This is a genomic window from Bacillus sp. 2175, assembly GCF_057812155.1.
The window spans coordinates 5,178,570-5,203,902 of record NZ_CM173819.1 but is presented as its reverse complement, the minus strand read 5'-3'; the positions used below and the strand labels follow the sequence as shown (position 1 = coordinate 5,203,902).

Here is a 25,333-nt window from a genome sequence, read left to right as displayed (position 1 = left end):
GATAGATTCATGATTCATTGATTGCTCATTATTGCTTTTTAAAAGAAAATTTTCGTCGTGCTTTTGGATTTTTGAAAATTAGTAAAGCTATACAGATAATTAGTGAGATGATTGATATAATCATACCTAATTTGAAGTAAGGTGTAACGTAAGTCATTTCGATTACATGTGAACCTTTTGTAATGGGAACACCGATAAAGGCAGAATTCGCTTTCGTAAATTCTGTTTCTTTTCCATCAATTTTTATAGTCCAGCCTTTACTATATGGGACAGATAAATATAAGAGCCCGTCTTTATTTGATTTGATATCCCCTTTTAAATAATTGTTCTTATAATAAATATTTTCAAGCCTATTTTCAGTTAGTTTTTTTGTTTCTTTTTGTACACTTTCATAGTTTACAATATTTGCTTGCAAGTCACCTAATTCATACTCACCTGCCATATCAATAGAGATAGTTAGGTTTTCTGGACGCTCATTGCCCAAATTGTAAACAAACCTTTCTAACGGATAAGAGTATGCACCAGCATCGTCCCCTTTTCCTATCGTTTTTCCATTAACAGTTGCATTGAATGTGCCTGCATTTTTTAATTTTAATTCTATCAGTAGATCACCAGGTGTATCAGGATAATTGATAGGTACAATCATATTTCCAAAGCCATGAACAATTAGTTTATTTTCTTGTTTTTCTATGTTTTCGAATTTTGCTTTTTCCGTTTTAATAGATACTGCCTTTGATTTAAGGTCTTGTTTATTAAAATGGTTTAATGAAAATTCTTTTGTATTATTAACGACAACAGCATGTAATAATAATTGATCACGCTGAGCGAAGTTTAATTTAGAAAATTCTTCCTCACTTATAGCCGAATCATATACATATCCTAACGGTAAAGCATAGTCATTTTTGTAAATATTATACGGTCCTACTTGCTGTAATAGTTTATATCCATAAGGCACATTCTTTGAATCTGTATCAGCACTTAATACGCGATATTTTACACCTAGCATATTTTCAAGTAGTAGTCGACTATCAGCTTGATAAAACATTGAAGGTGTATCGTACATTTGGAATACACCATATTTATTTTTCATAAAGTCATGGACATAATAATTAACTAAGCTTTGATACGTACTTAAGCCATGATAACCTTGTAGCATTGGTGTGTTATATTCGCTATATGGATTAAGAATACGATAAAAGTCTTTATCATTTTCTTGTATGTAGCGAATTGCAGCAATTTCTTCTTTATTATCATAGCCTGGTTCGTGTAACTTTTCAGTTGAAATCTGGCTCTGTCCGTAAACGGTGCTAAGTATATTATTCGCATACATATAATTCATAGAAATTGTGCTAACGAGTACATTCAATACAACTAAAAATTGTATGAAAGGTTTGGAAATATAACGCCATAAACATACTGTAATAACAGAAAGAACGACAGTTCCGAGTAAAATGTTATCAACGTCTTGTAAAGGTTTATCAGTTACATTTATATTTGCTTTTCTATAAAATGCATAAATGAATAATCCAATAGACACTAATAAACTTATTAAATAAGGTAATTTGTAGTCTTTCTTATGAATAATCATCCAATCTAGAATGTATGCAATTGTTTGGGCAATTACAAATACAAATAAATAGAACCATCTAGATTGCATTGCTGAAAAACCATTAAACACAGAATATGTATATGGAAGCATAAACAGAATGAACATGAATAACGTAAAGAATACTTTATTTTTAACGAGTTTATCACGTATAAACATTCCAAATACGATTAAGAATAAAATTAAAGCTGGTAAAGCTAATTGATGATTTTCAGCATTATACATGAAGAAAATATTTTCCATTAAATCTTTATAAAATTTATCTTCAAATAATAATGGTATCTCAAACTTTTTTGATAGTCGATCAGCACTAAATACGGCATTAACTGATGGGAGGAAGCAAACGGCGGCTAAACCGAGTGATAATCCATACAATAAACCGATTCTAATATAATAAGTTAGAAAAGAGACAATCGTTTTATTTTGTTGTGTCGCAAAGTATTGGAATAATGCATAAATAAATATGAAAATACTTGTGATAAAAGCAAAATAAAAGTTTGATGCTAACATTAAAGTAGCAGCGATTAGGAAAAGTCCGCGCTTCTTTTCAATAATATATTTATCAAGTCCCCATATTACTAATGGTAAAAATACAATGGCATCAGCCATGAAATCCCATAGTAAAGAGTGGCGGATGAAAGTAATACAACCACCATATATAATAGCAGCAACAAAAGATGAGAATGCTGTTTTATTATGGTAACGTAAAGAACCATATATGAATACCATAGCTAAAAAGTTTTTTAAAATACTCATGTATAATTTCACGTCATATACTTGCTCAAGACTTAGTTTAGGTAGTAACAGTGTAATCCAGAAAAACGGTGATGTGCTGTAATAATAACTAAACTCTCCAAATAAATCTCCACCTAATCCATAATCAAAAGACCAAAAAAGGTTGCCATCTTTAAAGGCATGTTGTAGAAGAAACGTAAAAAAACCAAATTGACGTAACGCATCCCCTGTACCAGAAAAGGCTTGATTAGATGTTAAAAAGAAATAATGAAAAGCAAAAGCGCACAATAATAATATTGGCATAATTATTATTGTTTTCTTGGAAAAGAATTTATTATTCGGCTTTATGCTCATAAAAATTGATAATCCTCCTTTGAAAGTCGTTACATGTAGCAACTAGTTTTTAGGTAGCATATAAAAACACACCAATTTTTAAAGGTGTGTTCTTTAGTTTTAACATGAGAAAATATATATTTTTGTTGAAGCATATATATTTTTACAAGCGTTGAAGTTCATAGTTTACATGTAATTTAGTATAAGGCATTTTCAGAAAGTAAGTCAATTTGAGCTGGAATATATAGCATTTTTTTACTGAAGAAAAATGATGGTATATAAAAAAGCAAAAAGCTTTTCCATTTTTAAATAGGAAAAGCTTTTTGCTTTTAAGCATGTTTGCGAATAAGCTTTTGTTTTATAAATCCTAAAACGAATCCACGTATTTGAGGATCAATTACAATTCCGATTATACCGTATAGTATACCAGTAAGAGTTAAAGCAACTAATGGTGGTAAGTTGATTAATGCAATTCGGTATATACCGTAACTAATAATAAAGGCTAAGGAATTAAATATAATTCCTTTAACTAATAATTGCATGCCTTTACGAATAAAGAGGGTAAATCCAATTAATAGTGTAATTTCGGTAATGATGGCTGCGGCAGCTGCCCCCATCATTCCATATTTACTACCTAATACAATATAACCTATGATGGCAACAACTAATCCAATAGTCATTGTTGTTGCACGTTTCCATTGCTGGCCAATCGTTGTTAAATTATCGGCTAGTGGATAGTTAATTGATTGTAAAATAACCATAAACGCTAGAATAGCAAGAGCGTCACCAGCGGGAGCGTATTTTTCTCCTAATAAACTAACAATCCAGAAACTTGGATCAGCAATAAAGGGGATAGAAATTCCCATTCCTAAAAAAGACATAAGTTTTAATTCAAAACTTGATAATTTTCTATGTTCTTCAATATTTTTCTCATTACCAAAAGCAAAAAGTCTTGGATAAAAAGCAGCTGCAATTACTCCAGGTATTTGATATAGTACAGCAGGTATTTTAGATGCAGCACCAAAGAATCCAACTTGCTTATATGTTGAAACCTTTTCTAATATAATAGGGCCCAATTGTGGTAAGAGCATAATAATGATTCCGTTGATCGTGAAAATAAGTAGTTGATCTAAAATGCCTTTATCCCAACCCTTATGGACTTTCGTGTAACGTATTGTCATTATAAAGGCGATAACACCTGTTACAAGACTAGATACCCCGTACATGGCAGCAACCATCATAAGTGACCATTGGAAAGACATCCCTAGTAATAGGGCAGCAGCAGCTGTTACACCTTGTAGTACAGAAATAATAGCTGTAAATTGCATGCGTTCTGTTACTTGGAAGTAAGCCATACCAACACCTTGTAAGGTTGCTCCGAACATTGTTGGTAGGACAACCCAATATACCATCGCACGTAAGTAAGCATCGGGATAGAAGAACTGGGCAAAAATAGCGAAAAGTACAGAAATTACGATAGCTAATATTAAACGAATACGTAAATAACTACTTATTAGCACACTAATATTAGCATCGCTTCTCGTTCCTTCACGCATAAACGTATGTGTTAAACCTGCATCTGTAAAGTAACAAATAACAGCTGAAACTGCTAACGCAGTTGTAAACATACCGTAATCACTTGGAGAAACATATCTTGCAAAGAAAATTGTTGCAATAGCCAGTACAAAGCGGACAGTAATGTTTCCTACAAAGAGGTAGGATGCGTTTTTTAGAATTTTATTTGTTTTCATGAGAAAAGACCTTTCTATTCTTTAGGACCCGGTTAGTTTGTCCTATTTGTAAATTTAATTTGTTCACAGAAAGAGAGAGTATCGTTATATTTTCAGTTTAAGAAAACAGAAATTTAATTCGTACAAACCAAAGCATTGCATATAGTTTTTTACTACGCTTTCCATTCTTTGAATAGATTTTACGGCAATATTTCCTTATATCTTTTTTGATTAATTGAACTTGTGATTTATCTAATCGAGAGTTTTCTTTAATATATATACAAGCGTTATTGATGACTGTATAAGGGAATAAATAAGTCTCAAGAATCTCAATCAGTGACTGAGGGTCTTTCGTAATGAAGTCTTGAGATTTATTATGTACCCAATCTTTCATACGATTGAATACTTCTAGCTCTTTTGTTGTTTTTAATTCATAATCTTTATACTTAGAAGAAAGATTTCCTTCTGATAAGATTCTATAATAAGTTAAGTATTCATCGACATAACATACATTTGTCAAACTCATAAGTTTAAATAAAAACTCTAAATCTTCTCCCCAACTACATCCTGGTGTAAAACGAATGTTATGATCCATTACGATGGATCGTTTGAAAATCCAAGTACTTGTTTGAGCAACAACTTGATGTGTTAGGAATGCTTTTGCCATATCACCTTTAATAAAGTTTGTTGTATGTTCAACCTTCTCGCCTGTTTCTTCGTAGAAATTCATATAACCACAATAGCACGCGTCCATGTTGTTTTTATGCATACTCTCGATTTGTTTCTCAATTTTAGTTGGATGCCATAAGTCGTCACTATCAAGGAAAGCGATATATTCTCCGCTAGCATTTTCGATACCTGTATTACGGGCTACCGAAACACCTTGGTTTTTTTGATGAACGTATTTTACTTGCCCTGGGTATTTTTCAGCAAGGTTTTTCACAATAGAAGGTGATTGATCTTTACTTCCATCATCTACAATTACAATTTCAATGTTTTTATATGTTTGATCTAGTATTGACTGCATCGTTTCTTCAATATATTTTTCCGTGTTATACAGGGGTATGACAACAGAAACAAGTTGCTTTTGTTCCATCATAGAATTTTTATCTCCTCAAGTTTTTTATGTCTTGCATCATATATACAAGCCTTTTGGAAGGAAGAAGATTACAAGAACATCTGTATAAGTTTAACGCATATAAACTTTGTAAATCAACTTTCTATTGTTGTACTTTGTATAAAAAGTATTTATTATAGAACGTATTGTGTTGTAAAAATATAGAAATATATTTTGAAAATTATGTATCTGAAGGGAGAAGATGAGATGTTAGGGCGATTTACTCGCAAATCTAATATAATCCTTTTAGGGATTATTATGATAGTCGGTTTTGCACTTCGTTTTGCAACTTTACAAACACATGGTGCAGATCTATCTATAGCTAGCGATGATATAGGTTATCAAAAAACGGCAAATATTTTATTGGAAACAGGGATGTTAACATATCATGAACCAGATAAACCAACGATTCATATTATGCCGGGTTTTCCAGCTTTATTAGCTGTTGTATTTTATTTTTTTGGAAATGGCAGTGAAGGTCTTTTTGTAGCAAAATTAATTATTATCCTATTAGGGGTACTTAGTATTTTGCTAACTTATAAGATTGGTACTTATTTATTGAATTCTGCTGCAGGATTAATAGGTGCTTTCTTATTAGCTGTGTATCCTCCAGAGATTGTTATGGAAAATTTAACTTTAACAGAAGGACCGTTTCTATTCCTTTCATTAGGATTAGTATATTGGAGTTTAAAATTAGCTGATACTCATAAAACGAAACATCTTCTGATTGTATTAATTTTCTACTTTTTAGCACTGTACCTCCGTGTACAAATTGCCTTATATCCAATCTTACTATTTGGGTATCTTTTAATGAAACGCTACCCATTCCGTATTATGATGAAGCAAGCGATTATAAGCATAGGAATAGGACTTATCGTACTTGGACCATGGTGGGCTCGCAATTACATTCAATTTGATAAATTTATCCCACTAACTGCTGGGGCAGGGAATCCGTTATTACTTGGAACGTATCAAGGGAAAGGTTACCCAGAAGGTAAGGATATGGGGGAACTTGAAATAGAGTTACATGCAAAATACCCTAATCTTGAAGCACATGAATTTATGGAATTAGAAGAAAAAATAGCGATTGATAAAATGAAGGAATGGTGGAAAACTGATAAGGAATCTATGATAGAGAGTTATTTAGTTTTGAAGCCAGAAATTCTTTGGAAAAAACCGTATTATTCTATAGAGCATAATATTGAAGTATTCAATGTTTCTGCAAAGGATATGAATGAAATATATAATTTTATTAAGACGACGTTTTTAATATGTACAGTACTTTCATTTATTTTCCTTTTAAAAAGGTGGAGAGAGACTACATTTTTATGGTCAATCCTTTTATTGCAAACAGCTTTAACATGTTTTTATGTTGCATATGAACGATATGCATTACCGTTAATACCATTCTTATTTATTATAATTGGAGTTGGGACCGTGGCAACTGTTATGAAAATTAGTAAATTATTAATTAGAAAAAAATAGTTTGCAATAAAAAACATCTTAATTTTTTTAAAAAATTAAGATGTTTTTTTGTATATGTTCATATTTAAATAGAAAACTATTCTTTATCGGTTTCAGGTTGCGTTACTTTTAATTTTTGTTTTAATAACGCATAATCTTGCGTTAACGTTACAAGTTGATGATGTAATTTAGAAATTTTTCTTGTTAAGTCAAAAATTAATATGAAACAGAATAATAGTCCAAATAAGAATAAAACAGATGGAGGATATTCTACGTGTAATAGTTGGCCAATCCAATTTATAATTTTTTCAGTAGAACTTAAAATAGCCATTGCAACACAAACAAAAATCCATAAAATAGCATATTTAGTTTCTAAAGCTCCACGACGAATGGAATTAATAATTAATAAAAATAATAATAGAATGAAGATAAATGAAAAGGTAATTATAGGCATTTATTATCAACCTTTCACAATTTTTTGCATCAATATAGCAAGGCTTACTTTAATCATGTAATATGCAGATTTAAGAGGTGTGATAGAAGATTGTCCCCCTTGACGCTCTTGCATATTTACGGATATTTCATTAATGCGTAATTTTTTCTTTTTTAAATGAATAAGGACTTCTGGTTCTGGATAATCTTTTGGATAATTATGTGCAAAAATCTTAATTACTTCTCTATTGATAGCACGATACCCAGAAGTTGGATCCATAAAGGTTTGTTTTGTTAGTACTTTCAGTAGAGCAGTAAAATAAAAAATACCAATTCTTCTAGAAATACTACCTTTATAGGCTGTTTTCTCTGTAAAACGTGAACCTAGCACCATATCGCATTGGTCTTCAGCAATAGGTTTTATAATTTTGTACAAATCATCAGGATTATGTTGCCCATCAGCATCGAACTGAATCGCAATATCATATCCATTCTCATAAGCGTATTTATAACCAGTTTGTACAGCTGAGCCAATACCTAGGTTATATGGTAAGTTCACAAGGTGAACAGGAAAATCATTTACGATTTGAGCTGTTTTATCATGTGATCCATCATTAATAACGCAAATGCTTAATTCTGTAAAATGCTGTTTTAGTTTTAATAATCTTGTTAATGTATCTGCAATTGCTTCTTCCTCGTTATACGCAGGAATAATAATTAACGTTTTTGGTATTGAAATTGGTACCTCAATAGACATTATCGCACCATCCCTTATATACTTAATTATATTATAGTTATTTTTAAACGAACCTTATCTAATATACCATTAATAGTATAGCAAAATAAAGGAAAAACTGGTGGATTATTTTAGGAGACAAACAGTAAATAAAAGATAAGAGGTGGAATTTTTTACAATAAAAAATACATGCAAGGATGAAATAAACCTGTGCATGTATGAAGTGAGAGTATCGTATTATATATTCCATGGCTTACTTAAAGTTAAAACTTCAGCCATCTCTTTACTTTTTAAACGTCCCTTTTTTCGGTTTTCCGCGCGTTCTAAACCGGTTGTGTGTAACCAATGTTCTTCTTCAGTTTCAGGAAGTACTTGTGGTACGGATGAAGGTTTTCCATCTTTTATTGCCACAAATGTAATGAAGCAAGTAGCAGCAATTCTACGCTCGCCTGCTAATAAGTTTTCTGCGATTACTTTTACGAAAACTTCCATTGAAGATTTCCCTGTATAACATACAAATGCTTCATAACAAACAGAATCAGCTTGGTGAATTGGAGTTAAAAAATCAACTGAATCAATAGATGCTGTTACGCAATGTTTACGACTATGTCTTGCAGCCGCAATTGAAGCAATACTATCAATTTCTGCTAATAATTTCCCTCCAAAAAGTGTTTGGTGATTATTTAAATCGTTAGGAAAAACACGTGTTGTCTTAATTGCTTTAGATTCTCGCATGAATTTCTTTTCCATATATTCAGCCCCTATAGTCTGTTTTCAATCAGAATAATATGTGTAAGCAGATTACTCATATTAGATATTTAATGAAGTAAAGTGTATTCCAAAAGAGGATTATTTAAACTTCTGTATTTGTATTCATGTAACTGAAAGAAAATTTATTTTATCTAAAATGTAGTGTAAAAGAGGATTCGCTTACATTGCAAGTAAAAAGTAATGACTATGTATTTGTCATAGAAATTCCCTATCAGCCGTGTCCCCATTCATGATAGAATCGTTTTGTTATGAATGGAAATAGAGGTGCAATGGACATATGAATCATATACAAACAAATTTTTCATCTTTCTTCAATAAAATTACAATCGGTGCGATGCTCGCATTTTTTGTTTATAGTTGTTGGGCAGCATTTGAGACAAGTAAGCAATTTTTTGGAGGAAGTACAACAAGTGTAACAATCATATTAGCAATTTTCGTCATACTTATTTTGTTAGTGGCATCAATTCTACAATATCGTTTTACAGATAAACAATTTCTTATTTTTCTTATAAGTATATCTATAGTTGTGAGGGTTAGTATGCTGTTATTTGTAGATGCTCCAATAATTGGTGATATGAAAGTGATGTATGAGTCTGCAAAGCAGATTGCAATTGGTAATAATATAGGGACTGTAACTCATTTGCCTTTTATTATATATGAGTCGGTAATTATTCGTATATTTGGTGATTCATTATTCGCTTTACAACTATTTAATGTGCTATTTTGCACAGGAACAGCATTATTTATTTATCGTATTGCGGGAATGGTTTTTGGAGAAGAATGCGGTCGTATTGCTTCTATCTTTTATGCTCTGTATATTCCAAATATATTCATGAGTTCCGTATTAACTCCTGAATCACTTGCAATATTTTTATTTTATTTTGCTTGTTACATACTTTTATATAAAGGATTAGATCATCCTTATATGTGGGTGTTTTCAGCGATTTTATTTGCATTTAGTAATATGGTTTTCCCAATGGGATTATTTCTTCCTATTTTTATTACGGTATATGTATTATTAATCGAAGTATTTCAATCAGCAACGAAACAAAAGGTGTTACTAAAAATGATAGGGATACTTATTCTATTTTATAGTGCCCATTTTAGTGTGAATTATGGAATTAAGGCAATGGGATTGTCACAATATACGATTTCAAATGAGACGTATGTTCAATCTGTTTTAATTGGAAAGACGCAACATGAAGAAAAAATATCGAAAAATCAAAGTGTAACAGAGCATATTGATCAAAAGTTAAAAGAGATTGAGGGAGAAAGATTTAAACTTTTAGAGCCGATGATAAATCAGTTTTCAGATGAAGGGGTAAATTCTATTCTTTTCAAATGTGAAAAACTGATATATATAGCCGTAACATTGTTTATGACTATAGCTCTATTACACTTCCTTATTAAGAAACAACAAAATGAGGGATATATGTTGTTCTTATTTTTAATTAGTGGCTACGTATTGTTAAAGCTCTTTCAAGTAGATATGGCATATTACAATGTAATTATGCCGTCATTGTTCATTTTGCAGAGCTTTGGTGTTTATATGAGTTATGTGTATTGTCAAAAAATATTTTTCAGAAAATAAAAAGAATCCATTCTGGATTCTTTTTTTGATGGAAGATGAAATTTAGTAGTCAGTGCAGATGAAAAGTATGCCTGACTTGAATTTGATCCCGCTATTTTCCAGGCAGTAAGACCCCCACCTCAAAATCAGCGAAAGCAAAGAAGTTAGGTGGGGGGCGGGCTGCCCGTAAAAGCCCGATTGGTGAGGGCTGATAATCAACGGGGGATGAACAAAACCTCCGTTGATTAAAGTTTCACTTTATCTTATCGATTTAGTTCTAGTTGTAAATTATCGGCTGTTAGAGCCATTTGTGAGGAATCATCTTGAATTCCTTTCATTACTTGTGAAATAGCTTGTAGCTCGTGTTCAATTTTCTTATTCTGTTCTTTTGAGTTAGACATATCTTTTACAATTTCTTGGAAGTATCGATCTGTTGCTGACATACTATCCGTTCCTTCCGATACGAGAGAGCTAATTTGTTTCACGGAAGACGAGACACGGGTAATTTGTTCATTTGTTTTTTCAACGAGCTTTGTAACGTTAAATATAGATTCTTTCGTTTGCTCTGATAATTTTCGAATTTCACCAGCAACAACAGAAAACCCCTTCCCAAATTCTCCAGCACGTGCAGACTCGATAGCTGCATTTAGTGCGAGTAAATTGGTTTGCTCCGCAATCGATTTAACAATATCTATGATTTCATTAATTTTGTTAGAAATATTAAGGAGTTCATGAGTATCTGTAATAATCGTTTCCATATTCATTTGAATAGATCCCATTCGTTTGTTTTGCTGGTTTAATTGTTCTTTCCCTTTATTGGCTTTTTCTTCAGATGTTGTAGCTAATGATGTACCTGTTTTAGCAATCTCTACAATAGTTTCAGATTTGGCGGTTAGTTTTTGAATAGAAGAGCTTGTTTTTTCAGATACAGCAGCTAGTTCTGTTGCGATATGCGTAATTGTCATAGCAGTTAGTTCTTTTTCTTTCTCATGCTCTTTTTGCATTCTTTCATATTCAGATTCATAAGCTGCAAGAACAAGTTCTTGTTCAAGAGTAAATAATTTATTTATAACATTTATAGAATAGGAAAAATCATCGATTGTTGTTATTTTTGTTTGCAAAATCTTCATGATAGAGCGGAACAATTCTTGATAAGCAGCAGTATACCATTTTCGATGTAAACCAATTTGTACATGCCTTTTGGCAATCCTAACACGCTGTTCAATAAAATCTTCATGCATATTGCCGCTGAATAATTCTTTAATATGTGTTTTTAAAGTTTGTTTTAGTTTTGGAATAGAGCTGTAACGTTCAATAATAGTAATTAAATTAGGTTGTTTTGTAATGTTGGCATAGAATTTTTCAGTAATCCAATCAATTTCTGCATAAATAAAAGGCTGTAGTACTTTTACAACTTGTAAATCTTCTTTTGAAATATGTAGCATATCCATTTGAATTTTTAATTCAGAATTAGTAGGGACATTAAAAGTTATTTGTTGGTCCTTACTTAATTCGATTATACTGGCATTTGTTTTATTAATATTTTTTTTGAAAACCCCAAGCATCATTCTTCCCCCTGTATATAAAACGTTTTCAATTTTAAAACTAATATAGAGTAATTATATATGCTTATATATAATTACTCTATATTAGTTCGTTGAATAGTATATAAATTAAGAGAATTCTATCTAGAATTCTCTTAATGGCCTTTATTAATTTTAGCATGTGTTTTAAAGAAAACAGGGAAATGAACATTATATATTACAGTGACGACACGAATAATGAATGTTACTAATAAACAAACATAGAAAGCTAACACGTGCGCCCCCATAGCGTGTGTGATTAGGAAGCTAATTGCTCCTAAGATAGAAGCGATTGCGTAAATCTCTTTTCGGAATACGTAAGGGATATCTTGAGCACAAATGTCACGCAAAATACCGCCTCCAATACCTGTAATGACTCCCATTGAAACAACTAGAAATGAGGCGTCAACATGATGTGACATTGCCGCATTTGCACCAATAGCTGTAAAAACACCTAAGCCAACAGCATCAGAAAGCATAATAACGACTTGAAGTTTATTGATGCGCTCAAAAAACATGCAAGTAAATAATGCTGATAATACACTTACGAAAAAGTAAATGGGTTTTACAAATGCGACAGGGGGCAGGTTACCAATCATGATATCACGAATAATACCGCCGCCGAGCGCAGTAGCTACAGCTAAACAAAGGACACCAAATAAATCTAAATCTTTTTTTAAACCAACTAATGTACCAGAAATGGCAGCGGCGATAATGCCAAGAAACGTAAATATATCGATTAATAACATGGCCTTAATCCCTTCCTCTTAAAGATGTTCCAGAGAAAAAATATACACTAAAGTATTGGAAATAACAATTACTTTTCGCTACATGTAGAAAAACGGATAAAATTCATAAAGAAAGCGTTTGAAAATGTTTGGAAAATAGCCATAAAGTAATTTGAAAAAGATATGAAAAGATTAATTTTACATTTTTTGATGTTGTTTATTTGGTAAAACATTACAATTATAGGTAGGTTATTTATATTTGTATAAAATGATAAAAAAATATTTATATACTGACAAAAATAAGGGGATGGTTGTTAGATAGATTTTATAAAAATAGGGGAGTATAGCTAAAGGACGATAATTTCTATTACTGATTAATACTTGTCCTGGCTAGTTTTAGCTGGAAAAATAGTTCTCGATTTGAATATGAGTTATGTTATAATTGCTAGGTGTGTTTGAATGATAAAAAATTATGATTAAAAGATAATGTTAAGATTTTGTATGGAGGTCTTGGAATGTTAGCAAATCAAGCTAGGGTTAGATTTGAGCATTTTTTGCTCTTTTTTATTATTTTACAGCCTGTTTTAGATTTATTAACGTCTCTTAGCATCACTTTATTAAAGTCAAATGCTACCGTTGGAATTTTAGTAAGATTCCTTATTATGGCTGTTGGTGGTATTTACATTTTAATTCAGGCAAAAGAGAAGGAAAATAGAAAGTTTTTAATTTATCTTATATTGTTAGCCGGAGTTTTAGGTATAGGATTTATTAATAACAAACTAGTTAAGGATCCTATTGTACTTAGTGAAGAGGTTAAATTCGTTGCGAAAGCATTATATATATATATCATGCTGGGATCATACATTTTAGCTTTAAAATCATTGAAAAAGACAGTTAATATTAGTGATAAGGTTCGAAATAGTATTGTATATTCTACATTAATCATTAACGCAATTATGGTTATTTCTATTTCAACATCTACTGACTTTGGTAGTTATGAATGGATGAAGGTTGGTTCTCGAGGTTGGTTCTATGCAGGGAATGAACTAGGTTCAATCTTAGCTATTATTTTCCCTATTGTAGTACTATATTCTATCCAAAAAACAAAGAGCTGGAAACACATTCTATATTGGATTCCATCACTTTTAATGATTTATTCGCTAATTCAAGTTGGTACAAAAGTAGGAATGGGCTCAATTGGTGCTACGCTAGCGGCAGCAATCGGGATTATTTTACTACAATTATTATTTGATAGAAAAAATCCGAACAAAAAATCCCTTGCACTTAATGCAGTAATTGCTATTGTCCTATTAGCTGGTGTAGTCGGAACGTTTAAACAAACGCCATTAGCACAAAATATGGGTATTCACAATAATTATTTATCAGAGCAAAATGTGGCACAGCAAGGTCAAAAAGAAAAAGAAATTAAAGAGAAGCTGAAAAAAGAGCAAGAACTTAAAGCAAAAGAAGAAAATCATCATAAAGTTGAAAAGCCAGAAGAAAAGGCGAAGATAGAAGAGGAAGTTAAGAAAGAGCTTGAGAAAGAGCAAAAGAAAGAAAATCAAGAAAATCTTATTTTCAGTGGACGTCAAGTATATGAAGAAAGACATAAGCAGTTCTTTAAAGAAGCGCCAATGTCACAAAAGTTATTAGGAATGGGTTATGCAGGTAACTTTAAATACAATGAACAAAAGCAGCCAGATCCAAAACTAATTGAAATGGACTTCCATGATTGGTTTTATGATTTCGGGATTATTGGCTTTGTATTACTAATGATTCCATTTATTTATTACGGGCTAAGAATTCTACTAGCATTTGCTACGAGATTTAAGGACATATTTAATATAAAATATGGAATGATTTCAGCAAGCTTATTGTTAGCGTTAGGTATTGCTTATATTGCAGGACATATTTTAACAGCACCAGGAGTTGGGATTTACTTTGTAGTGGTGTTAGCTTATCTAATAGTAGACCTAGAAATTGAATGATAAAAATAAAAGCTAACTTTTGTTAGCTTTTATTTTTTAGTACAGTAAAATAAAAATAGATGGAAACGTAGCGAGGATTTAAAGGAGGAAAAAATATGAAAATATTGCATATGAATGCAGGAGCAGAAGATGGGGGAGGGAAAACACATATTATTTCACTTCTCGATCAGTTTCCAACTGGTGAAGTAGAATTAGCAGTATTTGAAGATGGAATTGTTGCGAAGGAAGCAAGGGAGTTAGGGATAAAAGTCCATGTGTTTTCACAAAAATCGCGCTATGATTTATCCATTTTAAAGAATATAAGTGAATTTATTAATAAAGAAAAATTTGATGTAGTTCATACACATGGCCCTAGGGCTAATTTCTATGTTTCTTTAATGAAAAAGAGAATAAAGGCAAAATGGGTAACGACTATTCATAGTGATCCATTTCAAGACTTTACTAAACAGGGCTTAAAAGGTTGGATTTTTACGAAATTAAATTTGAAAGCCTTAAAAAATATAGACTTATTTTTCGTTGTAACAAATAGATTGAAAAAAAGCCTGGCAGCATTAGGTATTTCAAATGAAAAGATGCATGTTATTTATAATGGAATTGAATACGATAAGGAAAAAGCAGAAGGCTATAATAAAAAAGAAATGTTCAATATTGATGAAGATGTATTTACGGCAATCCAAGTAGCACGATTACATCCTGTCAAAGGACATGAAGTTTTATTCGATGCGTTACAACAAACAAAATTAGAGAAAATTAAAGTATTATTAGTTGGCGATGGCCCATTAGAAGAAAATCTAAAGTCATTAGCTACTGAAAAAGGGATTAACGATAAAGTAGAGTTTTTAGGACATCGTCAAGATGTAAAACAATTATTTGCGTCGTCACATGTAAATTTATTAACTTCCCATAGTGAAGGGTTCCCACTAGTTTTATTAGAAGCGGCAAATCAACGCGTACCATCAATTGTGACTAGGGCTGGAGAAATTGAACCATTAATCGTAGATGAAACTTACGGATGGATTGTGCCAACAGGTGATGGAAAGGCATTAGCATTAGCTTTAGAAGAAGCGTATGATAAGTGGAAAACTGGAGAGTTAGCAGCAATGGGTAAACATATTTATGAGCATGCTACTATGAACTTCTCACTTCAAAAACTATATGAAGATACAAAGGAAACATATAAGCAATTAATAGCGAAAAACTTGTAATGATAGAGAGGATAGTTAACTATGGCAGTACAAACAGTTGATATTCTAGGCGTTCCTTTTTCTACAATGACAATGGATGAAACGGTCCAATATTTAAAAGAACAACTAGAAGCGGAGCGAACTCATACGTTTCAGGTAGTAACAGCAAACCCTGAAATTGTTATGTGCGCAAAAAAGGATGAAAAGTTCTATCAAACATTATTGAATACAGATTTAATTACACCTGATGGTATTGGGGTTGTAAAGGCAAGCGGGATGCTTGGTACACCTTTAAAAGAACGTGTAGCAGGTTTTGATTTAATGTGTAATTTACTTGCGAAGTTATCAGAAGATAGTAAGCCGGTATCTGTTTTCTTATTAGGTGCAAAGCCGCATGTTGTACAAGCTGCAGCAGATCATTTAACAAAGACATATTCAGCTGTATCCATCGCCGGTATACAAGATGGTTATTTTAAACAAGAAGACGAAGAGAATATTATTTCTCGCATTCAAGAAGCAAAACCAGATTTATTACTTGTTGCACTTGGTTTCCCGAGACAAGAGAACTTTATACAAAACAATAAGCAGCGTTTAGAAACGAAAATGGCTGTTGGAGTAGGTGGAAGTTTAGACGTATGGGCTGGAGAGGTAAAACGTGCACCAAAATGGATTCAAGCAATTCATTTAGAGTGGTTTTATAGATTATGCAGTAATCCAACACGCTGGCGTCGTCAGTTAGTATTAGCGGAATTTTTAAAAGAAGTAGTGCGTTCGAAAAAGTAGCGAAATATCGCTGCTTTTTTTATTTGTTCATTTTTAATAAATTGAAACTTTAATCAGTGAGGCATCCCCACAGATTATTAGCTCTCACCAATCGGGATAGACGTTTTACTTTTTGGGAATGATGAAGGAGAATTTTTTACACAAAAGTATTTTACTTATACAATTCACACATGTAAAATGATGTGTAAAGACACCTGTGTGAGGAGGACTTCTAGTGGGCAAGGTTAAAGAAATTTCGAAGCGCAAACTACTAGGTATAGCTGGGCTTGGATGGCTATTTGATGCAATGGATGTTGGAATGCTTTCATTTGTAATGGTAGCCTTGCAAAAGGATTGGGGATTAAGTACGCAAGAAATGGGCTGGATAGGCAGTATTAACTCAATCGGTATGGCAGTAGGAGCGCTTATTTTTGGGATACTATCAGATAAAATAGGGCGAAAATCAGTCTTTATTATTACATTATTATTATTTTCTATCGGTAGTGGTTTAACTGCATTAACAACAACACTTGCGATGTTTCTCGTTTTACGCTTTTTAATTGGTATGGGGCTTGGCGGAGAGCTTCCGGTTGCCTCTACACTAGTATCAGAGAGTGTTGAAGCGCATGAACGTGGGAAAATTGTTGTGTTATTAGAAAGTTTTTGGGCAGGTGGATGGCTAATTGCAGCTCTTATCTCGTATTTTGTTATTCCTAAATATGGTTGGGAAGTTGCGATGGTATTGAGTGCAGTTCCAGCATTATATGCTTTATATTTAAGATGGAATTTACCGGATTCCCCAAGGTTCCAAAAAGTTGAAAAAAGGCCATCTGTTATTGAAAATATAAAATCAGTTTGGTCTGGGGAATATCGTAAAGCAACAATTATGCTATGGATTCTATGGTTTTGTGTTGTCTTTTCCTATTATGGAATGTTCCTTTGGTTACCGAGTGTAATGGTGCTAAAAGGATTTAGTTTAATAAAAAGTTTCCAATACGTACTTATTATGACATTAGCTCAACTTCCAGGATATTTCACCGCTGCTTGGTTTATTGAACGTCTCGGTCGTAAATTTGTTTTGGTTACGTATTTAATTGGGACAGCTTGCAGTGCTTATTTGTTTGGGGTTGCGGATTCATTAACAGTATTAATCGTGGCAGGTATGTTACTATCCTTCTTTAACTTAGGTGCTTGGGGAGCATTATACGCCTATACACCTGAGCAGTATCCAACGGTTATTCGTGGTACAGGTGCAGGAATGGCAGCAGCATTTGGTCGTATTGGTGGTATTCTTGGGCCACTATTAGTGGGATATTTAGTTGCTTCAGAAGCTTCACTATCATTAATATTTACGATTTTCTGTGGATCAATTTTAATTGGTGTATTCGCTGTAATAATACTTGGACAGGAAACGAAGCAACGAGAATTAGTATAAAGTGAAAATTTGAACGTATCCCTGACCGTTTATTATCCTACACTACTCGGCTCTTTATAGGCAGTTAGTGCGGGATAAAAGGGGAGAGGAAACCGAAGTGGTTTCCTTTTTTCTGTTTTTTTAGATAAATAATGGTATAGTAAGAAAAAGGGATTATTTCTTATAAAAGCGAATGTATACAACAGGACATATGGACAAAGAATTAGGTGGTTGAAGAAATGAAAATTTTACTGATCATGGAAGAGGCAGAAGAGAGAAGAGAGTTAGCTGAAAATTTCACTGAAAATATGAGAAATGTAGAATGTTTTGAAGCAAAGACAGGAACAGAATCTTTATTTATGATGAAAAAACATATACCAGACTTTGTTTTTTTAAGTTCCAAATTACTAGATGGTACTGGTTTTGAATATGCAAGTTTATTACGAGAAATAAATTGCTATACAAAATTTATTTTTGTAGGTGAAAACATAGAAGAATCTATTACAGCTTTTCGTTTCCAAGCATTTTATTATTTATTGCGACCATTTCGTGAAGAAGATTTACAATTTCTTTTATATAAAATAGGTAAAGAACAAGGTGAGAAAGCAAAGAGTTATTTGCGAAAACTACCGATAGAAAGTCAAGAGGGTATACGATATATTCTCCCAGAAGATATTGTATATGTAAGTAAAAATAAAGAAAATAAAACTGTTTCAATTTACACAACGAATAATCAGTATATTTCAACATATACACTTCAGGAATTAGAAAATAAGCTAAATGCATATGATTTTTTACGTGTACATAAAAGCTATTTAATTAATATGTCATATGTAAAAGAACTGAAACCTTATTATAATGGCACGTATAATTTGTATTTAGATAGGTATGATGAGCAACCGATTCCAGTCAGTCGTAATTATGTAAAACGCCTTCGAAATAACATTGAATTATAGTAGGTAATGAGAGTATTTTAACATGATAAACTGAAAATCCTTCATGATAGGGAGGATTCAAGTTAAATATTCAGAAAATTTAGTACAATCTCCACTAAGAAATAGTATTGGGGGAATTGTATGTGAAGACATTGAAATCGATCTTACTTTGGGGCATTATTACAGCAGTAGGAGCAGGTGCTTTTGGGGTAGTAGCTTTATCACAAGGTGAAACCATTAATGCTGTATGGCTCTTAGTAGCTGCCGTATGTGTATATGCAGTTGCTTATCGCTTTTATAGTAGATTTATAGCGAGAAAGGTTTTTAATTTAGATGATAATCGGCAAACACCAGCCCATACATTAAACGATGGGAAAGACTATGTTCCAACAAATAAGTGGGTATTGTTTGGACATCACTTTGCAGCGATTGCTGGGGCGGGACCTTTAGTAGGACCGATTTTAGCAGCACAAATGGGATATTTACCAGGAACCATTTGGATTATTGTTGGGGTAGTTGTTGCGGGGGCTGTCCAAGATTTTGTCATTTTATTTGCTTCGATGAGACGTAATGGTAAATCGTTAGGAGAAATGATTAAGGATGAGATTGGACCTGTTACAGGACTAATTGCAATGATAGGTATTTTAGGAATTATGATTATTTTATTAGCAGTATTAGCGTTAGTCGTAGTAAAGGCACTAATCGGAAGTCCTTGGGGAATGTTTACGATAGCAGCAACGATTCCTATCGCTATTTTAATGGGAGTTTATATGCGCTATATTAGGCCTGGTCGTGTTGGAGAAGGATCAGTAATTGGTATTATCCTACTTATTTTATCTCTTGTTGGAGGACAGTATGTAGCAGAAAATCCAACACTTGCAAGTATGTTCACATTTAGTGGTGAAACAATTGCTATTATGCTTATTGTATATGGATTTATCGCATCGGCATTACCAGTTTGGATGCTTTTAGCACCACGTGATTATTTAAGTACATTTTTAAAAGTCGGAACAATTGTAGGGTTAGCAATCGGTATCTTAATTGTAGCACCAGATTTACAAATGCCAGCAGTTTCGAAATTTATTGATGGAACTGGTCCTGTGTTTTCTGGAAACTTATTCCCGTTCTTATTTATTACTATTGCTTGTGGTGCAGTGTCTGGATTCCATGCTCTCGTTTCATCAGGTACGACGCCGAAGATGATCGAGCAAGAGGGACACGCACAGCCAATCGGTTATGGAGCAATGTTAATGGAGTCGTTTGTAGCAGCGATGGCGATGATTGCGGCTTGTGTATTAACACCGGGAACGTATTTTGCAATTAATAGCCCCGCAGCACTTATCGGTACAGATGTTTCGCAGGCAGCTCAAGTTATTTCCTCATGGGGATTTGCTATTACACCAAATGAACTAAAAGATCTCGCTGTAAATGTTGGAGAGCAAACAATTTTATCACGTACAGGTGGTGCGCCAACATTAGCGATAGGTATGGCATATATTTTCTCACAAGTAATAGGTGGAACGGCCATGATGGCATTTTGGTATCATTTTGCGATTCTCTTTGAAGCTCTATTCATTTTAACAACAATTGATGCCGGAACGCGTGTCGGCCGATTTATGATTCAAGATATTTTAGGGCATGTATATAAGCCATTTGGGAAAACGGATTCTACATTAGCGAATGTAATCGCTACAACATTATGTGTATTAGGGTGGGGATATTTCTTATACCAAGGGGTAATAGATCCGCTCGGTGGAATTAATACATTATGGCCACTTTTCGGTATTGCAAATCAAATGCTAGCAGGTATTGCATTATTACTTGGAACGACAATTTTGTTCAAAATGGGAAAAAAGGCGTACGTTTGGGTAACACTTATTCCAACTGTCGGGTTGCTGATTGTAACGATGACGGCGGGATATCAAAAGCTATTTCATGAAAATCCTAAAATTGGATTTCTATCGCATGCAAAGGTATTTCAGGGAGCATTAGATGAGGGAAAAGTGTTAGCGCCAGCAAAAAATGTTGCTCAAATGAAGCAAATTATTTTCAATGATTATATCGATGCGGCGCTTTGCGGAATTTTTATGATAGTTGTAATCGCTGTGTTAATTTCAGCACTTCGAATTTGGATCCAAGTATTAAGAAATAAGCCAATGCCGTTAAAAGAGGCACCATATATTCCTAGAGATGAAAGTGAGTCGAGGAACTATGCTTAAAAAGTTGTGGCAAGTATGGGGTGAAAGAAAACGCTTTATTAGTTTGCTCGTTGGGGTACCAAGTTATGAAGTATATGTGGAGCATATGAAAAAGCATCATCCTGAAGAAGAGGTTGTATGTCAAAAGCAATTTTTTGCTGAGGCACAAGAAGCAAGATTTAATGCAAAGGGTGGAAAAATATCACGCTGTTGTTAATGAAAAAGGGCGAGTTTTCGCCCTTTTTATTTTTTTGCTGTTTCACGTGGAACAGCAAAAATAAACAAAATATTTGGGAATTAAAGGTATTTCGTATACAATAAGGTGAGGAAGGGGATAGATGGAAAAGTAGGGAGATTATTTTATGTTAAGGGACTTATTTGTAAATACAACAATTATTCTTTCCTTTATTTTTATTGGAGGTCAGCTTTTAAGGGATAAGCCGTTAAAAGAAGGATTCTCTTTTGGGCAGAAATGTGTAGTAGGCATTTTTACTGGGATACTAGGTATAGTATTAATGTATTTCAGTGTTCGTGTTGGTACCATTCTATTGGATTTACGCTACTTAGCTGTTATTCTAGCTGTTATTATTGGAGGACCGATAGCGAGTACCATAACAATTGGTATGATTTTAGTAACTAGGCTGTTGTTTATGGATTATTCATTAGCTTCTCAAGTGGCTTTTTATACAATCATTGCGATAGGAATAGGGAGTATCTTTATTTCGCGCATGAAGCTTTCTTTAGGGGGAAAGTGGGTATGGTTACACACATATATTTTATCTATTCTAATCCCAGCGTTATATATATGGTTAATTAAAGAGATCCACATAGTGGGATTATATTTAATTTCTAGTATTATTACAGGTTACATAACATTCATAAGTGCAAATTATGTTTTACAATCCAATGAGTTATTTCAAAAGATGAAACAATACGCAACGATAGATGCATTGACAGGTTTAGGAAACGTAAGACAGTTTGATTTAGAGATGAATCGTCATATTAGTAATAAGAACATGAAAAATGATTCGTTTTGTTTACTACTTATAGATATTGACCACTTTAAGTATGTAAATGATACGTACGGGCATCCTGCAGGGGACGAAGTGCTAAAACAAGTAGGATGTATTTTACGAGAAACTTCACAATTTCCAGATTTGGCTTTTCGAAAGGGTGGAGAGGAGTTTGCACTTTTGATACCGAATAAGGGATTAGCTTACGGAATTCTTACGGGCGAGCAAATTCGTACAGCTGTTGAAAGTCACTCATTTCAATTGTTAGATGAAACGAAAATAAAAATTACAGTTTCGGTGGGGGTTTCAGAATATGAAGAATCACCGGAGCAATTTATTCAAGCGGCAGATGATGCGTTATACTACTCGAAACGAAATGGTAGAAATAAGGTCAGCTCTGTATCTTAAAGATAAGATGACCAGAAGACATAAAGCTTATAAAAAACACTCACAGAGGCAATGTATGAACTTTGTGAGTGTTTTTTATTTATATATTAGACAAGTTCTTTTGATACAACAAATTTACGATATGCACCATGGTGAGTTGGACCTACGTATTCGTTAATTTTGAATGAGTAACGAATAGCAGCTGTGATGAATTCTTTAGCAGTTTTTACTGCTTCTTTCACAGGTTTTCCTTTTGCAAGTTCTGCTGTAATTGCAGCAGAATATGTGCAACCTGCGCCGTGTGTATTTGTCGTATCAATTTTTTCTGATTCTAGAAGGTCGAATGTTTCTCCATCATATAGGACGTCGATTGCAGTTTCCGTACCAAGTTTGCTACCGCCTTTAATTAGGACGTATTTCGCACCTAAAGCATGGATCTTTTTCGCTGCTTCTTTCATGTCTTCAAGAGAATTAATCTTTACGCCACTTAATTGGTAAGCTTCAAATAAGTTTGGTGTTACAACTAATGCCTTTGGAACAAGAACGTCACGTAAGCAATCATTCGTTTCAGGATGTAATGCTTCATCAGCACCTTTACATACCATAACAGGGTCAACTACTACATTTTTGAAATTGTGCTTTTCGATTGTTTCTGCAACCATTTCAATAATTTCTACTGATCCAAGCATACCTGTTTTTAAAGCGTCTACGCCAACACCTTCAATTGTTGTTTCTAATTGTGGTTTTAATGTAGAAGCTGGGATTGGAAATACGTTATGTGCCCAACCGTTATGTGGATCCATCGTTACGATTGTTGTAAGAGATGTCATTCCGTATACGCCCAGTTCTTGGAATGTTTTTAAATCTGCTTGTATACCAGCACCGCCACTTGTGTCAGAACCAGCGATAGTAAGTGCTTTATTTAATGTCATTATGAAAGCCCCCTCGAGTGATATAATGAAAACTATGTTCTCACCATTATATCAATGTTACGAATAAGTACAAAGTGAAAAGTAGATGATTTATTTTAAGAGCTATTTAAAATCTTGTATGCAGGAGACTGAGTATGTTTCGAGATAATCGTACAAATGAATTAGTTATATTAAAGGAAATTGCAGAAACATTAAATACATCAAATGATACATATCATGTATTGCAAGCTGTCCTAGAGAAATTACTAAGTGTAACAGGTTTAACGACAGGATGGATTTTTCTTGCGGATGAAAATGGGAAGTATACGAAGTTAATTGATTATCAATTACCAGAGGCACTTACATATGAAAATAAACGCCCGATGTGCGAAGGTGAATGTTGGTGTTTACGAGGTTTTGTAGATGGAAAATTAGAGAGAGCCGTTAATATTATTGAATGTAAAAGAATTAATAATGCAATTGAATATAATTGGGGGGATACGGAGGGCATTCTTCATCATGCTACGGTTCCTTTAAAAGCTGGGGGAGAAAAATTTGGGTTGTTAAATGTTGCAAGTCCGGGTAAAACACATTTTTCAGAAGAAGAATTAGTATTACTCCAATCGGTTGCCTTCCAAATTGGTACGGCTTTAAAGCGAACAAAATTATATGGAAATGAAAAGAGAAGAGCACATTATTATGTGAAATTAGAGCGTTTCATTCAAGACTTAAAAACGATTCATAAGTTTAATGTACTACCTGAAAAAGTGGTAAATCACGTAGGTGAAGTATTTCAATGGAATCAAGTAGCGCTTTTTATTAGGGAGGAAAAAGAATTATCTCTGCGAGCGTCTTACGTTCAGGAAGAGTTAAAAGAGGATATAAAAGAGGCGGCCAAGAGGGCGTTAGAACAAGATGAACCAGTTCTAATAAAACATCAAATAGGACATAATGTACATCTAAATCGAGCTGTTATTGCTACACCAATACATATTCAAAACCATATATTTGGTGTTTTATGTGTTAGCCTGAATAATGGAGAGTTTGATGCTAATACAATAGACGTAATTCAAGCATTATCGAACCATGTTTCGTTAATAATAGAGAATTTGAGGTTAAACGAGCAGCGCCGTGAACTTGTGCGAATGGAAGAAAGAAATCGGTTAGCAAGAGATTTACATGATTCTGTTTCGCAAAAATTATTTTCATTAACCTTCATGACAAAAGGCGCCGAGGCAGTTTTAAAAGGTAAAAATGAAAAGGTAGATCAATCTTTGCATGAGATGCGTGAACTTGCGCAAGGAGCTTTGAAAGAAATGAGGACATTAATTTGGCAGCTTCGTCCGGCGGGATTAGAAAAAGGATTATTGCCAGCTCTAAAGCAGTACGGTGAAAATTTGGGACTGAAAATTAGGGAGCAAGTTACGGGTGTTCGTGATTTACCTCGTGTAGTAGAAGAAGCTTTGTGGCGCATAGGCCAAGAAGCACTGAACAATGTAAGTAAGCATGCAGGTATAAAAGAAGCGACGATTTATTTTACAGTGAATGAGAAAAATGTATCATTAGAAATAGTTGATCAAGGAAAGGGATTTGTGGAAAAGAATATAAAAGAAAAGAAATCACTAGGTATGACTACGATGCGTGAAAGAGTAGAATTAGTTGGTGGAACAATTAAAATTGTAAGTAGTAATAAACGAACGAGCGTAAAAGTAAATGTACCATTATGATGTGAAAAT

At 33.3% G+C, this 25,333-nt stretch carries 20 protein-coding genes and 1 pseudogene; 11 read left to right on the top strand and 10 right to left on the bottom strand.

The features are described from left to right. Positions 1–28: 28 nt before the first annotated feature. From ACXKY9_RS27115 to ACXKY9_RS27105, 3 genes are all read right to left on the bottom strand, one after another. Entirely contained in the window at positions 29–2,695 is a 2,667-nt protein-coding gene (locus ACXKY9_RS27115) for a YfhO family protein (RefSeq protein ID WP_000023702.1), read from the bottom strand. Positions 2,696–3,003: 308 nt separating this feature from the next. Then, positions 3,004–4,425, bottom strand: coding sequence for an oligosaccharide flippase family protein (locus tag ACXKY9_RS27110; RefSeq protein WP_000856129.1), 1,422 nt, complete (start codon positions 4,423–4,425; stop codon positions 3,004–3,006). 97 nt (positions 4,426–4,522) lie between these two features. Next, complete coding sequence (locus ACXKY9_RS27105; protein ID WP_000970520.1) at positions 4,523–5,503, bottom strand: glycosyltransferase family 2 protein; 981 nt, start codon at positions 5,501–5,503, stop codon at positions 4,523–4,525. Positions 5,504–5,728: 225 nt separating this feature from the next. Here ACXKY9_RS27105 and ACXKY9_RS27100 point away from each other — a divergent pair, with 225 nt between their 5' ends. Beyond that, positions 5,729–7,006, top strand: a complete 1,278-nt coding sequence (locus ACXKY9_RS27100; protein WP_000901470.1) for a glycosyltransferase family 39 protein — start codon at positions 5,729–5,731, stop codon at positions 7,004–7,006. A 76-nt stretch (positions 7,007–7,082) separates the two neighbouring features. Here ACXKY9_RS27100 and ACXKY9_RS27095 read toward each other — a convergent pair whose 3' ends face one another. The 3 genes from ACXKY9_RS27095 to ACXKY9_RS27085 all read right to left on the bottom strand — a co-directional run bounded on the left by ACXKY9_RS27095 (position 7,083) and on the right by ACXKY9_RS27085 (position 8,903). Next, a complete protein-coding gene (locus tag ACXKY9_RS27095) occupies positions 7,083–7,439 on the bottom strand; it encodes a DUF2304 domain-containing protein (RefSeq protein ID WP_001121767.1) in 357 nt (118 codons plus the stop codon). A gap of 6 nt (positions 7,440–7,445) precedes the next feature. Beyond that, entirely contained in the window at positions 7,446–8,174 is a 729-nt protein-coding gene (locus ACXKY9_RS27090; protein ID WP_000021476.1) for a glycosyltransferase family 2 protein, read from the bottom strand. Between the two features lie 216 nt (positions 8,175–8,390). Beyond that, entirely contained in the window at positions 8,391–8,903 is a 513-nt protein-coding gene (locus tag ACXKY9_RS27085) for an acyl-CoA thioesterase (RefSeq protein WP_000412120.1), read from the bottom strand. Positions 8,904–9,201: 298 nt separating this feature from the next. Here ACXKY9_RS27085 and ACXKY9_RS27080 point away from each other — a divergent pair, with 298 nt between their 5' ends. After that, positions 9,202–10,515 carry an ArnT family glycosyltransferase gene (locus ACXKY9_RS27080; RefSeq protein ID WP_001015638.1) on the top strand — a complete coding sequence of 438 codons (1,314 nt, stop codon included), beginning with the start codon at positions 9,202–9,204 and terminating at the stop codon, positions 10,513–10,515. A 242-nt stretch (positions 10,516–10,757) separates the two neighbouring features. On the opposite strand, the gene ACXKY9_RS27075 is transcribed toward ACXKY9_RS27080, so the two are convergent. The 3 genes and pseudogenes from ACXKY9_RS27075 to ACXKY9_RS27065 all read right to left on the bottom strand — a co-directional run bounded on the left by ACXKY9_RS27075 (position 10,758) and on the right by ACXKY9_RS27065 (position 12,826). Beyond that, the gene (locus ACXKY9_RS27075; RefSeq protein WP_370658441.1) at positions 10,758–11,459 is read right to left on the bottom strand and encodes a methyl-accepting chemotaxis protein; all 702 of its coding nucleotides are present in this window, start codon (positions 11,457–11,459) and stop codon (positions 10,758–10,760) included. A gap of 54 nt (positions 11,460–11,513) precedes the next feature. Then, positions 11,514–12,059, bottom strand: a pseudogene (locus tag ACXKY9_RS27070) (protoglobin family protein); the annotation flags it as partial. Between the two features lie 134 nt (positions 12,060–12,193). Further along, entirely contained in the window at positions 12,194–12,826 is a 633-nt protein-coding gene (locus ACXKY9_RS27065) for a trimeric intracellular cation channel family protein (protein WP_000924369.1), read from the bottom strand. A gap of 494 nt (positions 12,827–13,320) precedes the next feature. On the opposite strand from ACXKY9_RS27065, the gene ACXKY9_RS27060 reads away from it, so the two are divergent. The 8 genes from ACXKY9_RS27060 (at position 13,321) to ACXKY9_RS27025 (ending at position 22,707) form a co-directional block, all read left to right on the top strand. Then, entirely contained in the window at positions 13,321–14,793 is a 1,473-nt protein-coding gene (locus tag ACXKY9_RS27060; protein ID WP_000880749.1) for an O-antigen ligase family protein, read from the top strand. A gap of 95 nt (positions 14,794–14,888) precedes the next feature. Then, the gene (locus tag ACXKY9_RS27055; protein WP_000697464.1) at positions 14,889–15,998 is read left to right on the top strand and encodes a glycosyltransferase family 4 protein; all 1,110 of its coding nucleotides are present in this window, start codon (positions 14,889–14,891) and stop codon (positions 15,996–15,998) included. Positions 15,999–16,019: 21 nt separating this feature from the next. Then, the gene (locus ACXKY9_RS27050) at positions 16,020–16,760 is read left to right on the top strand and encodes a WecB/TagA/CpsF family glycosyltransferase (RefSeq protein WP_000290750.1); all 741 of its coding nucleotides are present in this window, start codon (positions 16,020–16,022) and stop codon (positions 16,758–16,760) included. 214 nt (positions 16,761–16,974) lie between these two features. Continuing rightward, positions 16,975–18,174: an MFS transporter gene (locus ACXKY9_RS27045; RefSeq protein WP_000521077.1), complete on the top strand. Its 1,200-nt coding sequence runs from the start codon at positions 16,975–16,977 to the stop codon at positions 18,172–18,174. Between the two features lie 218 nt (positions 18,175–18,392). Beyond that, positions 18,393–19,109 (top strand): LytR/AlgR family response regulator transcription factor, encoded by a 717-nt coding sequence (locus tag ACXKY9_RS27040; RefSeq protein WP_000698256.1) that lies wholly within the window; start codon positions 18,393–18,395, stop codon positions 19,107–19,109. A gap of 122 nt (positions 19,110–19,231) precedes the next feature. Beyond that, entirely contained in the window at positions 19,232–21,307 is a 2,076-nt protein-coding gene (gene cstA / locus ACXKY9_RS27035; RefSeq protein WP_000854295.1) for a carbon starvation protein CstA, read from the top strand. Next, complete coding sequence (locus ACXKY9_RS27030; RefSeq protein ID WP_000914504.1) at positions 21,300–21,503, top strand: YbdD/YjiX family protein; 204 nt, start codon at positions 21,300–21,302, stop codon at positions 21,501–21,503. The genes cstA and ACXKY9_RS27030 overlap by 8 nt, the downstream gene beginning before the upstream one ends. A 145-nt stretch (positions 21,504–21,648) precedes the next feature. Then, positions 21,649–22,707 (top strand): GGDEF domain-containing protein, encoded by a 1,059-nt coding sequence (locus ACXKY9_RS27025; RefSeq protein ID WP_000942900.1) that lies wholly within the window; start codon positions 21,649–21,651, stop codon positions 22,705–22,707. A gap of 86 nt (positions 22,708–22,793) precedes the next feature. On the opposite strand, the gene pdxK is transcribed toward ACXKY9_RS27025, so the two are convergent. Then, positions 22,794–23,618 carry a pyridoxine/pyridoxal/pyridoxamine kinase gene (gene pdxK, locus ACXKY9_RS27020; protein WP_000174252.1) on the bottom strand — a complete coding sequence of 275 codons (825 nt, stop codon included), beginning with the start codon at positions 23,616–23,618 and terminating at the stop codon, positions 22,794–22,796. Positions 23,619–23,752: 134 nt separating this feature from the next. Here pdxK and ACXKY9_RS27015 point away from each other — a divergent pair, with 134 nt between their 5' ends. Continuing rightward, the gene (locus tag ACXKY9_RS27015) at positions 23,753–25,324 is read left to right on the top strand and encodes a GAF domain-containing sensor histidine kinase (RefSeq protein WP_000488136.1); all 1,572 of its coding nucleotides are present in this window, start codon (positions 23,753–23,755) and stop codon (positions 25,322–25,324) included. Positions 25,325–25,333 lie beyond the last annotated feature (9 nt).